At 36.0% G+C, this 15,060-nt stretch carries 13 protein-coding genes; 8 read left to right on the forward strand and 5 right to left on the reverse strand.

Annotated features, from left to right (window positions below):
- The 4 genes from purH to BBH99_RS21480 form a co-directional block, all read left to right on the forward strand.
- Nucleotides 1-1,500, forward strand: a 1,500-nt coding sequence (gene purH / locus BBH99_RS21465) for a bifunctional phosphoribosylaminoimidazolecarboxamide formyltransferase/IMP cyclohydrolase (RefSeq protein WP_066700473.1), incomplete at its 5' end; no start/stop codon positions are given.
- An 89-nt stretch (nucleotides 1,501-1,589) separates the two neighbouring features.
- Entirely contained in the window at nucleotides 1,590-2,828 is a 1,239-nt protein-coding gene (purD, locus tag BBH99_RS21470) for a phosphoribosylamine--glycine ligase (RefSeq protein ID WP_066700476.1), read from the forward strand.
- 158 nt (nucleotides 2,829-2,986) lie between these two features.
- Nucleotides 2,987-4,516 (forward strand): glutamine-hydrolyzing GMP synthase, encoded by a 1,530-nt coding sequence (guaA, locus tag BBH99_RS21475; protein ID WP_066700477.1) that lies wholly within the window; start codon nucleotides 2,987-2,989, stop codon nucleotides 4,514-4,516.
- A gap of 170 nt (nucleotides 4,517-4,686) precedes the next feature.
- Entirely contained in the window at nucleotides 4,687-5,763 is a 1,077-nt protein-coding gene (locus BBH99_RS21480; RefSeq protein WP_066700478.1) for a hypothetical protein, read from the forward strand.
- A 47-nt stretch (nucleotides 5,764-5,810) separates the two neighbouring features.
- On the opposite strand, the gene BBH99_RS21485 is transcribed toward BBH99_RS21480, so the two are convergent.
- Entirely contained in the window at nucleotides 5,811-6,197 is a 387-nt protein-coding gene (locus BBH99_RS21485) for a hypothetical protein (protein WP_066700479.1), read from the reverse strand.
- 89 nt (nucleotides 6,198-6,286) lie between these two features.
- Here BBH99_RS21485 and BBH99_RS21490 point away from each other — a divergent pair, with 89 nt between their 5' ends.
- The gene (locus tag BBH99_RS21490; RefSeq protein WP_066700481.1) at nucleotides 6,287-7,795 is read left to right on the forward strand and encodes a bifunctional GNAT family N-acetyltransferase/carbon-nitrogen hydrolase family protein; all 1,509 of its coding nucleotides are present in this window, start codon (nucleotides 6,287-6,289) and stop codon (nucleotides 7,793-7,795) included.
- Between the two features lie 56 nt (nucleotides 7,796-7,851).
- Here the strand turns inward: BBH99_RS21490 and BBH99_RS22605 are convergent, their stop codons facing one another.
- The gene (locus BBH99_RS22605) at nucleotides 7,852-8,019 is read right to left on the reverse strand and encodes a hypothetical protein (RefSeq protein WP_165601977.1); all 168 of its coding nucleotides are present in this window, start codon (nucleotides 8,017-8,019) and stop codon (nucleotides 7,852-7,854) included.
- 332 nt (nucleotides 8,020-8,351) lie between these two features.
- On the opposite strand from BBH99_RS22605, the gene BBH99_RS21495 reads away from it, so the two are divergent.
- The 3 genes from BBH99_RS21495 to BBH99_RS21505 all read left to right on the forward strand — a co-directional run bounded on the left by BBH99_RS21495 (nucleotide 8,352) and on the right by BBH99_RS21505 (nucleotide 12,492).
- The gene (locus BBH99_RS21495; protein WP_066700483.1) at nucleotides 8,352-10,001 is read left to right on the forward strand and encodes an ABC1 kinase family protein; all 1,650 of its coding nucleotides are present in this window, start codon (nucleotides 8,352-8,354) and stop codon (nucleotides 9,999-10,001) included.
- A 106-nt stretch (nucleotides 10,002-10,107) separates the two neighbouring features.
- The gene (locus BBH99_RS21500; protein ID WP_228390870.1) at nucleotides 10,108-10,617 is read left to right on the forward strand and encodes a hypothetical protein; all 510 of its coding nucleotides are present in this window, start codon (nucleotides 10,108-10,110) and stop codon (nucleotides 10,615-10,617) included.
- A 522-nt stretch (nucleotides 10,618-11,139) separates the two neighbouring features.
- The gene (locus tag BBH99_RS21505) at nucleotides 11,140-12,492 is read left to right on the forward strand and encodes a DEAD/DEAH box helicase (protein ID WP_066700487.1); all 1,353 of its coding nucleotides are present in this window, start codon (nucleotides 11,140-11,142) and stop codon (nucleotides 12,490-12,492) included.
- A gap of 29 nt (nucleotides 12,493-12,521) precedes the next feature.
- Here BBH99_RS21505 and BBH99_RS21510 read toward each other — a convergent pair whose 3' ends face one another.
- From BBH99_RS21510 to BBH99_RS21520, 3 genes are all read right to left on the reverse strand, one after another.
- Nucleotides 12,522-13,178 (reverse strand): GDSL-type esterase/lipase family protein, encoded by a 657-nt coding sequence (locus BBH99_RS21510; protein ID WP_066700489.1) that lies wholly within the window; start codon nucleotides 13,176-13,178, stop codon nucleotides 12,522-12,524.
- A 64-nt stretch (nucleotides 13,179-13,242) separates the two neighbouring features.
- Nucleotides 13,243-13,722 carry a lipocalin family protein gene (locus tag BBH99_RS21515; RefSeq protein WP_066700491.1) on the reverse strand — a complete coding sequence of 160 codons (480 nt, stop codon included), beginning with the start codon at nucleotides 13,720-13,722 and terminating at the stop codon, nucleotides 13,243-13,245.
- 315 nt (nucleotides 13,723-14,037) lie between these two features.
- Nucleotides 14,038-15,060: iron-containing alcohol dehydrogenase (locus BBH99_RS21520; protein ID WP_066700493.1), on the reverse strand; the 1,023-nt coding region annotated here is incomplete at its 5' end.

A 15,060-nucleotide genomic window follows, 5' to 3' on the forward strand; every position in this document is an offset into this window, starting at 1 on the left:
TTAATCAGTGTTTCTGACAAAAGTGGATTAATTGAATTCGCACAGTTTTTGGAAGCTCAGAATTATGAGTTGATCTCCACAGGAGGAACGTTCAAACATTTGAAAGACGCTGGTTTAAATCCAATTCAGATTGATGAGGTAACCAATTTCCCTGAAATGTTGGACGGAAGAGTGAAAACTTTACACCCGAAAGTTCACGGTGGATTGTTAGCAGTTCGTACCAACGAAGAGCACATGAAAACCGTTCAGGAACACGGAATTGGTCTGATAGACATGGTGATCGTAAACCTTTATCCTTTCTTTGAAAATGTGAACAAAGACATTTCTTTACACGAGAAAGTAGAGTTTATCGATATCGGTGGACCGTCAATGCTTCGTTCTGCAGCGAAAAACTTTGATTCTGTTACCGTAATTACTGATGTAGAAGATTATACAACAGTAAAACTGGAAATGGAACAAAACGGAGATACTTATATCGAGACCCGTAAAAAGCTTGCAGGAAAAGTATTCAACCTTACATCAGCTTATGATGCCGCTATTTCAAGAATGCTTTTAGATGAAGAATATCCAACCTATTTAAATGCATCTTACAAAAAAGTTTCTGATCTGAGATACGGTGAAAACCCTCACCAGTCAGCAGCTTACTACGTTTCTACTTTTGAGAACGGAGCAATGAAAGATTTTGAACAGCTTGGTGGTAAAGAGCTTTCTTTCAACAACCTTCGTGATATGGATCTTTGCTGGAAAGTAGTCAATGAGTTCAAAGAAGAAATGGCTTGTTGTGCCGTAAAACACTCTACCCCTTGTGGAGTGGCAATCGGAACTTCAGCATTGGAAACATACCAAAAAACTTTCGAATGTGATCCGGTTTCTATCTTTGGCGGAATTGTTGCAATGAACTATAAAATTGATGCCGCAACAGCTGAAGAATTAAACAAAACATTCCTTGAGATTGTAATGGCTCCGGATTTCGACGAAGAAGCTCTTGAAGTTTTAAGAAAAAAGAAAAACCTTAGAATCATCAAAATTGTAAACCCTGTTTCTGACAAGAAAACATGGGTGAAAGTAGATGGTGGTATCTTGGTTCAGGATAATGACTTACATTTCTCTGATGACATCAAAGTAGTGACTGAAACTCAGCCTACAGAAGAACAGAAAAAAGCTTTACTTTTCTCTCAGAGAGTAGTAAAATACGTGAAATCTAATGCTATTGTGGTTTCCAACGGAATCCAGGCTTTCGGTATCGGTGGTGGACAGGTTAACAGAATCTGGGCTACCCAACAGGCGATTGAAAGAGCAAAAGAAAAATTCACAGGAGATTTAGTATTGGCATCAGATGCATTTTTCCCTTTCCGTGATGTAGTAGATTTCTGCGCTCAGGAAGGTATCAAAGCAATCATTCAGCCAGGTGGAAGTGTAAAAGATCAGGACAGCATAGAAGCTGCTAATGAACACAAAATCCCAATGATGTTTACTGGGGTTAGACACTTTTTCCACTAATTAAAATAGAATTAAAAAATAATTCGGGATTGTATTTATAGCATCCAAAATTATATATTTGTAGAATAAGACTAGATAATAAATAAAGTATGAGAATATTAATCATAGGTGAAGGCGGTAGAGAATCTGCTTTAGCAGCAAAGCTTCAGAATGACCCGAGAATTTCTAAAATGTTTTTTGCTAACGGGAACGCTACTACCGATGTAATAGGGAAAAATGTTCATTTATCAGAAATCAAAGAACTTAGAGATTTCGCTATTAAAGAAAAGGTGGATTTAACCATCGTTGGACCGGAAGCTCCATTGGTAGCCGGGATCAAGGATGAGTTCAAAAAGCATGATCTTAAGGTTTTCGGACCTACTCAGAAAGTAGCAAGCCTGGAAGGAAGTAAGGCTTTCTCTAAGAAATTTATGCAGACCTATGATATCAAAACAGCTAAAGCGGTAGTATTTGATTCATACAACGAAGCAAAAGAATACATCCAGACACAGCAATATCCTTTAGTGATTAAAGCGAGTGGTTTAGCAGGTGGGAAAGGAGTTGTAATCTGTGATAACCTTGAAGAAGCTGAAGCTACCATCCACGATTTCATGATCAGAAGAATCTATGGGGATGCTGGTATCCGTTTAGTAATCGAGGAATATTTACAAGGTTTTGAAGCATCAATTATCGCTTTCTCAAACGGTGAAAAATTGTTCCCTTGTATTGCTGCAAAAGATTATAAGAAAGCTGGAAACGGTGATACAGGACCCAATACAGGAGGTATGGGGTCTGTGGCTCCAAGCCCGGAATTCACTCAGGAGCACTACGCTGATTTTGAACAAAATATTTTAGAGCCTACTATTAAAGGTCTTAAAGCAGAAGGTTTCAGTTTCAAAGGAATCATTTTCTTCGGATTAATGGTTACTAAGAACGGAGCTTATCTTCTTGAGTACAACATGAGATTCGGAGATCCTGAAACTCAGGTATTGATGGCGCTTATGGAAAACAACCTTTTAGATGTGATCCAGGACTGTATGGACGGAAAAGATATCCAGCTTAAGTTTAAAGACGAAAAAGCAGTTTGTCTTGTAATGTGTTCAGGAGGATATCCAAGAAACATCGAAACAGGTTTCGAAATCACGGGAGAAGATAAAGTAAAACACAGTAAACTGTTATACGCAGGAGCGATCAGAAAAGGAGATAAAGTGGTTTCCAATGGAGGTAGAGTCTTGAACATCGTAGCTACGGGTGCTACTTTTGAAGATGCCCGCAAAAAAGTTTACGAAGACGCAGGTCACGTACATTTCGATTACGGCTTCTACAGAGAAGACATCGGAAAGTTTTAATAAATCACGAAAAAAGATTTGGAGCCATTCCAAGTCTTTTTTTGTAAAACAGTTAATATTAGAAATAAGAGTTCAGATGCTAGATTCCAGGCTTCAGATGAAAATCTGAAATCTGATGTCTGAAATCTGATATCTTTCAAACAAATCAATTATCAAACATGAACAACGGTATTATTATTTTAGATTTCGGATCCCAGTACAACCAGCTTATCGGAAGAAGAATCCGTGAGATGAGGGTATATTCTGAAATCTTACCTTACAATACACCTTTACAAGATATTTTAGCAAAACAGCCGAAAGGAATTATTCTTTCAGGAGGTCCAAGTTCTGTAAACGCAGAAAATGCCCACCTTGTTGAAAAAGAATTATACGAACAAGGAGTTCCTGTATTAGGGATTTGCTATGGAATGCAGATGACTGCTCACCTTTTAGGCGGAAAAGTAAACAAAGGAGAAAAAGGAGAGTACGGAAAGGCTAATCTTGAGATCGTTAAAGAAAGCTCTTTATTAAAAGGAGTGACTCAGAATTCTGTTGTTTGGATGAGCCACTTTGATGAGGTAGGAGAGTTACCTGTAGGTTTTGAATTAAATGCAAAATCAGGAGTAATTGCTTCTATTTCCAATGAAGATAAAAAAATCTTCTGCGTTCAGTTCCACCCGGAAGTTTCTCATACAGAAGAAGGAGGAAAAATGCTTGAAAACTTTGTATTTGGAATCTGTAATGCAGAGAAAAACTGGAAACTGACCAACTATATTGATAGAACCGTTGAAGAAATCCGTGAGAAAGTAGGAGACAATAAAGTAATCCTTGGCCTTTCCGGAGGTGTTGACTCTTCTGTAGCAGCAGTTTTAATTCATAAAGCAATCGGAGATCAGTTAACTTGTATCTTCGTAGATACCGGATTATTGAGAAAGGATGAAGGTAAAAAAGTAATGGATCAGTATGGAGAGCATTTCCATATGAACATTAAAATGGTAGATGCTAAAGAAAGATTTCTTTCTAAATTAGCAGGAGTAGACGATCCGGAAGCAAAGAGAAAAATCATCGGAAATGAGTTTATCCACGTTTTTGATGAAGAATCTCACAAAATTGAAGGTGCTAAATTCTTAGCACAGGGAACCATTTACCCGGACGTTATCGAAAGCCAGTCTGTAAACGGACCATCTGCAGTAATCAAGTCTCACCACAACGTTGGCGGACTTCCTGAAGATATGGAATTCGAATTATTAGAGCCACTAAGAGAACTTTTCAAAGACGAGGTAAGAAAAGTAGGAGAAGAATTAGGAATTCCTCACCACCTGGTATACAGACATCCTTTCCCAGGTCCTGGATTAGGAATCAGAGTATTGGGAGCTGTAGATGCTGAAAAAGTTAGAATCCTTCAGGAAGCTGACGATATCTTCATCGAAGAACTATACAAAAATGATCTTTACGAGAAAGTATCTCAGGCATTCGTTGTATTGCTTCCTGTAAAATCCGTAGGAGTAATGGGAGATGAAAGAACTTACGAATACACAGCCGTAGTTCGTTCAGCTAACACAATTGACTTTATGACTGCAACATGGAGCAGACTTCCTTACGAGTTCTTAGATACTGTGTCAAGCAGAATCATCAACGAAGTAAGAGGAATCAACAGAGTAGCTTACGATATTTCAAGCAAACCACCTGCAACCATTGAGTGGGAATAATTTCAACTTGAATTTAACATATAAATCCTGCCCGTTTGGGTGGGATTTTTTTGTTAAATGTTTTTATGATCTCTGAAAAAAATACGTACTTAGCATAAAATAATCATGAATACTAATTGAAAGGGATTGTCTTTAATAGAAAACAAAATCCATGGAAATTTAAATAATATATGAGAAAAATTCTGACGCTGTTATTGCTTCTGACAATAACTTCCATATTTGCACAGTCTAAAAAGTTTATTACTGAAGAATTAAACTTACCAGAGCCGGCACAAACTATTTCCAATTCCAATTATAATACAATCAAACTTCAGGATATTCGCATTGATCCTGATGATTATGGGATTGTGATGAAAGGCGTTTCAGACCGGAAAGCAAAAGTTAAGTTTAGCCCAAGTTTTGAAGATCAACTATCCAGAATGTTTGATAAAGGGATTGAAAAATCTTCAGCCAAAGATCAGGAATTACTGATTCAATTAAGAAACTTAAATTACAGGGAAGTTACTATTGATATGGTACAGTATGGGTATTTTAATTTCAGAGCGTTGATTTTTGGTGGTAAAGAAAATCAATATCAATTGCTTAAGAAAGTTGATACTACCATGGTTTTGTTTAAAATGGATGTCACTAAAAAACTGGAAGAACAGTCTTTGGATTATCTTCGTAAAACTGTTTTCGAAACTGTTTCTGCTGCTCCTGTCGATAATAGGATATACACACAGGAGGATATCAATAATTTTGATAAAATAGCAAAGTCACAGTTACCATTATATACCCAACCTAAATTAAAAGATGGGGTTTATATGAATTATAAATCTTTCAGTGCGCAAGTTCCTGATAAATCTATAGATGAAATACAGGTGAATCTGGGGATGATTACTAAAGTGACCTATCTTGATGATAAAGGTAAAAAGAGAAATGCCAAAACAGACTCTTACGCAGTGGTTACCCAGGGAAAAGCATATATAATGTATGAAGGAGAATTATATCCTATGAGAAAGACCTCCGAAGATTTTTATTTTATTTCAAAAATATATGACAGACCGACTGGAGAAAGACAGCTTATCTCCGGTACTACAGGGGCAATGATTGGTGGTCCTATCGGAGGGGTTATAGGCGTTTTAATTGCCAGCGGAAAATCAAAAACCTATGAATGTCAATTAGACTATTTTAACGGGAAGTATGAGATTATAAGAGAAATTAAGCCCCAGAAACTTAAAGAAATCTATCACTTAAATGAAGAATAAGAGGAAGTTAATAAAATGTAAATCCTGCCGTTTGGGAGGATTTTTTATTACGTTATATGATAAAAAGAAAATTCTTCTGCTGAAAAAGTATTTAAGTTTTCAATCCAATTAAAATATTTATGATAGACTTCATGATTCACTGATAAACATTGATTATTTAGAGTATCAACAACAATATATCCGATATCATGAAATGAATGAAGAACATTTTTTACTTGTAAAGCATATTGATTTTCTATAAAAATAAGAGGATGATTTAGACAAATATATCCGATGGTTTTATTTCCCAGATTTAGAAGAGTAATTTTTTCTGTCTCCATTTCTATATCAGTGCTATAATGAGATGACAGAGCTTCAGTTACAGAACTGAAATCAGAGTGTTTCCAGTAATTATTTGAATGAACTGCTGTTTGTAAAATTTCGGTAATATCCACTGTTAAATTTTGTATAAATAGTTTGGGAAGTACTTTGTATAAGGATTTAAGTAAAATATTTTCCCTAAATTTAAGTAAAATTACATCAAATGCAAATAGAAACAAGAAACCTGACCCTTCAGGATTATGATGAACTGGCGGAAACGATGAAAAGGGCCTATCCGCAAATGTCGGAGTCTATCTGGTCCAAAAAAAGTATTGATAAACTGACAAAAATATTCCCTAACGGACAAATTTGTATCACCGTAGATGGAAAGCTGGCTGCTGTAGCACTTTCTATTATTGTTAATTATGAAGAATTTGGGGATGATCATACTTATAGCGATATTACAGGGAATTATACCTTCAATACCCATTCATCCACCGGAAATGTTTTATACGGAATAGAAGTCTTTGTAGACCCTGAATACCGTGAACTACGCCTTGGAAGAAGATTGTATGATGCCAGAAAAGAACTATGTGAACAGCTAAATCTAAAATCAATTGTCCTTGGAGGGAGAATCCCGAACTATCATAAACACAGTCATGAGCTTTCGCCAAGAGAATATATCCGAAAAGTAAGGGACAAGGAAATTTATGATCCTGTTTTGTCTTTTCAGCTTTCCAATAACTTTTTACCGATCAGAGTACTGAGAAAATATCTTCCCGAAGACGAAGCTTCAAAAGAAAATGCGGTGCTCTTGCAATGGAACAACATTTATTACAGCAAAAGGCCTAATACCATGCAGGATAGTATTATTCGTTTAGGATTGGTGCAGTGGCAGATGAGGCATTTTAAAGACATAGAAGCCTTTTATGAGCAGGTAGAGTTCTTTGTAAATGTAATGGGAGATTATAAATCAGACTTTGTGCTGTTTCCGGAGCTTTTCAATACCCCTTTGCTGGCACCTTTTAACAGCCTTTCAGAAAGAGATAGTATGATAGAGCTGGCCAAACTTACCGAAGATATTAAAAAGAAAATTTCTGAGCTGGCCATCAGTTATAATGTCAATATTATTTCCGGAAGTATGCCTGTTTTTGATCATGATACTAATGATTTGTATAATGTGAGTTACCTTCTTCACCGTGACGGCCGAATGGATGAATACAGAAAAATCCATATCACTCCCAATGAAAAGCGATATTATGGGATGAAAGGTGGTAATGAAATTAAAGTCTTTGATACAGACTGTGGTAAAATAGGTCTTGTCATCTGTTATGATGTTGAGTTTCCTGAGTTACCAAGAATCCTGGCAGATCAGGGTATGAAAATTCTGTTCGTTCCTTATTTGACAGATACTCAGAATGCTTATATGAGAGTGCGCCACTGTGCTGCTGCCAGAGCTATAGAAAATGAGTGTTATGTAGCCATTGCAGGCTGTGTAGGAAACCTTCCGAAAGTAAACAATATGGATATTCAGTTTGGACAGGCGGCTGTATTTACCCCTTCAGACTTTGCCTTCCCTTCTAATGCAGTAAAAGGAGAAGCAACTCCTAATACGGAAATGACCTTGATTGTAGATGTAGACCTGAATTTATTGAAAGACCTTCATCACAACGGCTCCGTTCAGGTGATGAAAGACAGAAGAAAGGACCTTTATGAAACCTATCTTAAATAACAAAACAGAATGCAAAAGCATTCTGTTTTTATTTTACCTAAAATTTAATGAGTATCTTATAAATACTGTGGGCAAACTACCGCTGGGCAAATCATTCCCGGGCATTTTGGAAGTCCGTCTGTAGGGCAGCACTGACGTGAGCATTGACCACCGATAATGATTCCACTTCCTGAAACGTTTTTTAATTGCTCTCTTGAAAGTTTGCTGTTACGTAAATTTTTCATGTTGTAATACTTTTATTGGTTTGTTTTAATGTTTGTACTCTGTAAATATATAAATTATTATTATACATGACATTCTTTTTTCATTATGTTTGGAAATAATCATTTAAAATACTGATTATGTGATGTTATTTTTAATCTCTTTATGGAGGTTTCCTGATGGTTTGTATAAAATAAGCTAAACTCAAGATGGAAACTTTTCCTTAAATGAACAAGAAGCTGTACAGCTAAAAGTAGCTTTGAGCCAATTAACGTTGAATTTTGTAGGCTTAACCTAAGAGAATATAGTATTAGGAACAGTTTTTGGAGTAAATTGCACTTACTATTGATATACTATGTTTGACAAGCAGCAAAGAAAACTGAAAAGATCCGCAAGACTGATTTCCGTATTAAGTAAATATGGCTTTAAGGACATTCTCGCAAGGATGAACGGTGGAAATAAACAGGAAGAAATTTCCGGCAATTCAGATGAGATTATTTCCAAAGGAACGGTTTATGAAAGGATCAGACTGGCTTTAGAGGAACTTGGACCTACTTTTGTAAAGCTTGGACAAACATTCAGTAACAGGGAAGACCTTTTGCCGCCGGAGCTGATTCAGGAACTACAGAAGCTGCAGGATAAAGTGGAAACTGTGGATATGGATGTGGAAGAGGCTTTGGAAAGTGAGTTTAATATCTCCGTGAAAGATCATTTCCTGGATATTCAGAAAGAACCGTTGGCAACAGCTTCAATTGCACAGGTATATAAAGCCGTTTTACTGGATGGAACTCCTGTTATTTTAAAACTCAGAAAACCAGATGTTCAGTCAGTCATCGAAGATGATTTACTGCTTATCAAAGACATTGAAAAATTAATTTCAACCTATTCGGAAATAGGGGAGAAACTTAATCTGAAGCAGGCCATTTCAACATTTGAAAGATCTTTATTGGAAGAAGTTTCTTTAATTAATGAAAGGAATAACATCCAACAGTTCCGACTCAATTTTAAAAATAATAAAGAAACTTATGTTCCTAAAATATATGATGAGTTTTCTAACAATAATATTCTTTGTATGGAATTCATTGATGGGATTAAGGTAACCGATAAATCTATTCTCTTGGCGAATGATATTGATCCTGTAAAAGTTTCTGAAACCGGATTAAGGCTCTTTGTTTCCCAGATTTTAGACTATGGTTTCTTCCATGCAGATCCGCATGCAGGAAATATTTTAGTAAAGAAAGATGGAAGAATTGTTTTTATCGATTTTGGAGCCGTTGGAAAGATTCAGCCTAACGATAAGGAAATCCTTGAAAATCTTATTGTAAGTTTTGTTTCTAAAAATTCACACAAAATAGTCCGTTATCTTAAAAAGATGGCCGTGAGTTATGAGATTCCGGACGAAAGAAGATTTGAAAACGATGTGGAAGATATTTTGAATTTCGTTCACAGTTCTTCACTAAAAGAAATCAATGTCCAGGTGATTATCAATAAAATGAAAGATATTTTAAAAGATAACAGGTTGTATATGCCAGATTATTTCTATCTTTTGTTTAAAGGAATCAGCCTGATAGAAGGAGTTGGACGGAATATTAATCCCGATCTGGATATTGTAAAAAGCCTTCATCCGTACACCCGAAAGATATTCACCAAAAAGATCAGCCCGCAAAATATTTTAAAAACCGGGATGGACAGGATGATGAATTTCACAGATAATGTAGATGAAATCCCTAAAGAACTCCGTTCTGTGCTTCAGAAACTGGACGAAAATAAATTTACGGTTTCCAGTGAGATCAAAAATATAGAAAAGACCAATCAGCTGATAAAATCCAGTGTTGTTAACCTTATTTTAGCCATGATTTTAGGAGCCAATATCATTGCAACGACAATTGTTTTTGTTTCAGAATCAGGACCGAGAATAGGAGAGTTGTCTTTAGTAGCAGTGTTGGGATTTGTATTCTCAATTATTTTAGTATTCATACTTTTGCTGAGAGTAACTAGAAAATAATCGTGAGATAAACTAAAATGATTCAAAATTGTGCGGTTAAGATTAAAGATTTACATATTCCGTATCTCGAATTCCGCATTGCGAGCCTCATATCAAAAATAAAACAATGAAAAAACTAATCATAACCACGGTAACTCTTTTCAGTTCATTGTGCTTGGCCCAGCAAGGAAATGAAGAGAAAATTCAAGGAGACTTTGATGGAAACGGAACCAAAGAATATGTTTACGTTAAAGTAAGCGACTGCACTGATGAATGCGACGGAAAATGTGATACCACTGTTTATTTTAGTGATAAAAATATAAAGCCATTCACTATTTCAATGGCTAAAGGAGGAGCTTTATACAATTTGGGTGACCTTAACGGAGACGGGAAAGACGATATCGGGTTTTACCCAAACTGGTGTACAAGCTGCTGGCATCCTTTCTATGCTTATACATTGAGCAAAACAGGATGGAAGTCATTGGTAGACCCTATTTCTACCCATTGCAATCAGTGGGAAGAAGATAAATTCCCCATTAAAAAAGATCCAAAAAAGAAAGGAAATGTTATCATTACCACCAGTGAATGGAAAGATGATGATATTAAAGTAAGCAGTAAAAGTGTAAAAGCTAATTGATAGAGCAGGTTTCAAATGTAAAGATCAAAGTTGTCGGCTTTGTTTCCATGTTTTTTATCTTTGCCATAAGCCATAAGCCATAAGCCATAAGCCATAAGCCATAAGCCATAAGCCATAAGCCATAAGCCATAAGGGATCAATCTTAAAAGTTGTGGACTAAACAAAAGTTGAGTTCATCTGAATAGGAAAATTTACCAATTAGAATTAACAGTTGTGGAAATAGGTTTTTCCACGCAAAGTTTCATGTTTATGTATGTTTTATTTTAAGTGAGCTAAGAAGGGATCGATTTTCAATCGATCTGAAGAAGCGAACGCATAGTCACAAAGCTTCATCAGCGACAAAGTCGCATTACTTAGCCTCCTAAAATAAAGTATTCGAATCACTAATTCGTTGCGTCTATAGAATTTAGAATAATCAATCGGTATTCAATTGTTTTACCACAACTTTTGAGCATGATCGCGCCATAAGCCATCTGAAAAAAACGATTTTACATTCTACATATTAATACCTATCTTTGCAAAATGGAAAAACTCACTTTTGCAGATTTTGACCTGCCGGTTAAGATTCTTGATGTTTTAGCGGATTTAGAATTATTTGAACCTACTCCTATTCAGGTGAAGAGTTTAAAGCCAATCCTTTCCGGGAGAGATGTAATGGGAATTGCACAAACCGGAACCGGGAAAACACTGGCTTATCTTTTACCCGTTCTTAAAGCGTGGAAATATAGTAAAACAGGTAATCCAACAGTATTGGTACTTGTTCCTACAAGGGAATTGGTGGTACAGGTAACAGAAATTCTTGAAAAGCTTACAGAAAATATTACTGCAAGAGTAATTGGTGTATATGGTGGAAAAAATATCAATACCCAAAAGTTGTTATTCAACGATGGTTGTGATATTTTAGTAGGAACACCGGGTAGAGTAATGGACCTTTCCATAGATAATGCGATCTCTTTAAAAGAAGTTCAGAAGCTTATCATTGATGAATTTGATGAAATGCTTAACCTTGGTTTCAGACCACAGTTAACCCATATTTTTGAAATGATGAAAGAGAAGAGACAGAATATTCTTTTCTCTGCAACCATGACAGAAGCGGTAGATGAAATGTTGGACGAATACTTTGCCGGCCCGATAGAAATTTCATTGGCTAAATCAGGAACTCCACTTGAAAAGATTGAGCAGACTGCCTACAAAGTTGAAAACTTTAATACGAAGATCAACCTTCTTGAACATTTGTTGAAGAATGATACAGATATGTCTAAAGTATTGATTTTTAATAACAATAAAAGACATGCAGATCTTCTTTTTACTAAAATAGATGAGTTGTTCCCTGAACAGTTTGATGTCATTCATTCCAACAAGTCTCAGAACTACAGACTGAAAGCGATGAAGAGATTTGAGAATGAAGAGATCAGAGGGTTAATTACAACGGATGTAATGGCAAGAGGTCTTGATATCTCCAATATTACCCACGTTATTAACTTTGAAACGCCTGATATTCCGGAACAGTATATTCACAGAATCGGTAGAACGGGTAGGGCAGATAAAGAAGGTAAGGCAGTAACTTTTGTAACTAAAAAGGAAGAACCTTTAATCCTTGATATCGAGCTTTTAATGGATAAGGAATTACAGTTTAATGACTTCCCTGAAGGCGTTAAAATTAATCCGGCCAAAATTGCTTCAGAAAAAGATGAAGTAGTAATGAAAAACCCGGTACAGGTAAAACTGAATGAAGGTGGAGGAGCTTTTCATGAGAAAAAAGCTAAGAACACCAAAGAAAACTGGGGCGGACCATCCAAAAGAAAAGCGCCTAAGAAGTATGGAGCTAACAGAGCACAACAGAAAGCAATCTCTAAATCTAAGAGAAAGAAATAATAAAAAAAGCGGCAGATCTGCCGCTTTTTTTATTTCATATAAGGAGTAATCACTTTAGCCCAGATCTGGTATCCTTCAGGTTTAAAGTGAAGCATATCCTCTACGAAAATATCTTTTCTTACATTTCCGTTAGCATCTTCCATTGCCTTGGTTACATCAATATATTCGGCATTAGGTTGTTTTTTCATAAATGCTTCAATTCTGGTGTTGGCTTCTTTAATCTGAGGCCAAAGCTTCTCTCTGCTTGGAGAGTATTTCATGGAGATATAATCCACTTCAATATTAGGGAATCTTGCCCTTATTTTTTTGTAAAATCTTTTGTATCTCTTTACTACTTTTTCTGCCTTCAGCTGGTGGTTATCAGCAAAATCGTTTTCACCGCAATAGATAATGATCTGCTTAGGCTGATAAGGAGCTAAAAGGTCATCTGCAAAATAATTAAGATCTGTAAGTCTTGAACCTCCAAAGCCTCTGTTGATGATGGTTTTGGTTGGAAAATAATCTGCTACATCAGTCCATTTTGTAAAAGATGAACTGCCAATTAATAAAATAGCATTCTGAGGGGGTGGGTTCTGCTGATCTTGTTTTTTGAATTCCTGGATATCATGCCAGAACATGGGCTTTTTTTCCTGCGAAAAGGCAATAGTAAAACACAGTACTAGAAATACTGATAGGATCTTCTTCATTATATTCAGTTTAAAATTTGAGATAAAAGTAATAAAAAACTCCCGATCAACGGGAGTTTACTTTTTATCTTTTATAAGTAATATAAGTGACATCTATAATCTTGTCTCCGTCTTTATCATAATTTCCAACCAGCTGTGCCAGTCTAAATTCGGTTTGGGTAAGCATATCAACCCTGAAACTCATATTTCCCGGTTCACCATCTTCTCCTTTTAGTTGAATATTCAGAAGTTTAGAATCCGTATCATAAGTATATTTTCCTTCGTTCTTTGCGGCAAGCTGACAATTGGTTCCATCTGCATCTCCATCATAAGCCGTATAGCTTACATAATAATCTGTTCTGAAGAAAAGTGTATTTTTAGCACTGCATCCTTCCGGAGTTGTAGTTTCAAGCACAGTTTTATTATCTTTTCCTGAAATAATTTCTGTCTTTACTTCTTTCCAATCCCCTTTCATAATATCCATTTCATAGGCTGTAAGGTTATCATCATTACAAGAAGTAAGCGCCAGAGCTGAAAAGGCAAATAAAAGTAGCTGTTTTTTCATTTTCACAAATTTAAGAATATGCTAAAATATAAATAAATTTGAAATATTTATGATGAAATGATCTTTTTTTAAACGAATGTTTATAAATAAGTTAATTATTGAAGGTGTGTTTGAGATTTTAAACAGATATGGGTATGAATAGGAATATTTGTCTTAAGATAAAAGATATTGTTGTTAAACAACTATTATCTGTTTAAATATCACTTGGATATTAGCATTAATTAGGGCGGGCTTTAGCCCGCCCTAATTAATTTTAAATATTCTATTGGCTTTTAAAGTCAAAACTTAAAGTAAGAACTTTAAACCTGGATTCCTCTAATAGCTCATTTCCACAATCTTGGATGCATCCTGAGGCGTTAATTTTTTATATTCCCCAAGTCCCATCCATTTTCTGTCTGTAAAGGCTTTTTCCACTCTTTCGGCAGTTCCTTTATAGTCTTCTGTATATTCTGAAAGTCTGGTTTTAATATGCAGGCTGTGGAAAAACTCTTCCAGTTTTTTGATTCCCAGTTCCGCTTTTTCTTCAATACTTCCTTCTTTGATTCCCCACACTCTTTCAGCATACTGAGCCAGTTTTCCCTTCTTATCCTCAAAGTTATAACGATAGTGAGAAGGAGCAATAATAGCTAATGTTCTGGCATGGTCAATCCCGAAATAAGCAGTTAATTCATGACCCATAGCGTGTACAGCCCAGTCTGTAATAACTCCTTTCTGAATCAGACCGTTTAATGCCATCGTACAACACCACATAAAGTTTCCTGCAGCATCATAGTTGAAATCGTCAGCCAATACTTTTGGAGCCGTTTCCTGAAGGCTAATCAGTATGCTTTCAGCAATTCTTTCCTGAAGATCAGCAGAAGACGGAGCTGTCATATATTGTTCCAATACGTGAGTGTAAGCATCCGTAATTCCGTTAACGATCTGGTTCTTTGGAATAGATCTGATCACTTCAGGATCTAAAACAGAAAATTGTGGGAAAAGTCCCGGACCGCCTGAAGAAAGTTTCTCATTGGTTTCTCTTCTCGAAATTACATAACCAGAGTTCATTTCCGAACCGGTTGCTGGAAGAGTTAGGATGCTTCCGAAAGGCATTCCTTCCCCTTCAAAAGTTCTCACCTGGTTTCTCAGAATATCCCATGGTTCTCCATTATAGTTGGCCGCAGCAGAAATAAACTTAGTTCCGTCAATTACAGAACCACCCCCTACAGCAAGAAGGTAATTGATATTATTTTCCTTGATAAAGCTGATTGCATTAATTAAAACCTCATATTCAGGATTGGCAGGAACACCTCCGAATTCATATAGTTCATGATCTTTCAAAGCTTCCTTTACCTGGTC

This window comes from Chryseobacterium contaminans, assembly GCF_001684955.1.
GTDB lineage: Bacteria > Bacteroidota > Bacteroidia > Flavobacteriales > Weeksellaceae > Chryseobacterium > Chryseobacterium contaminans.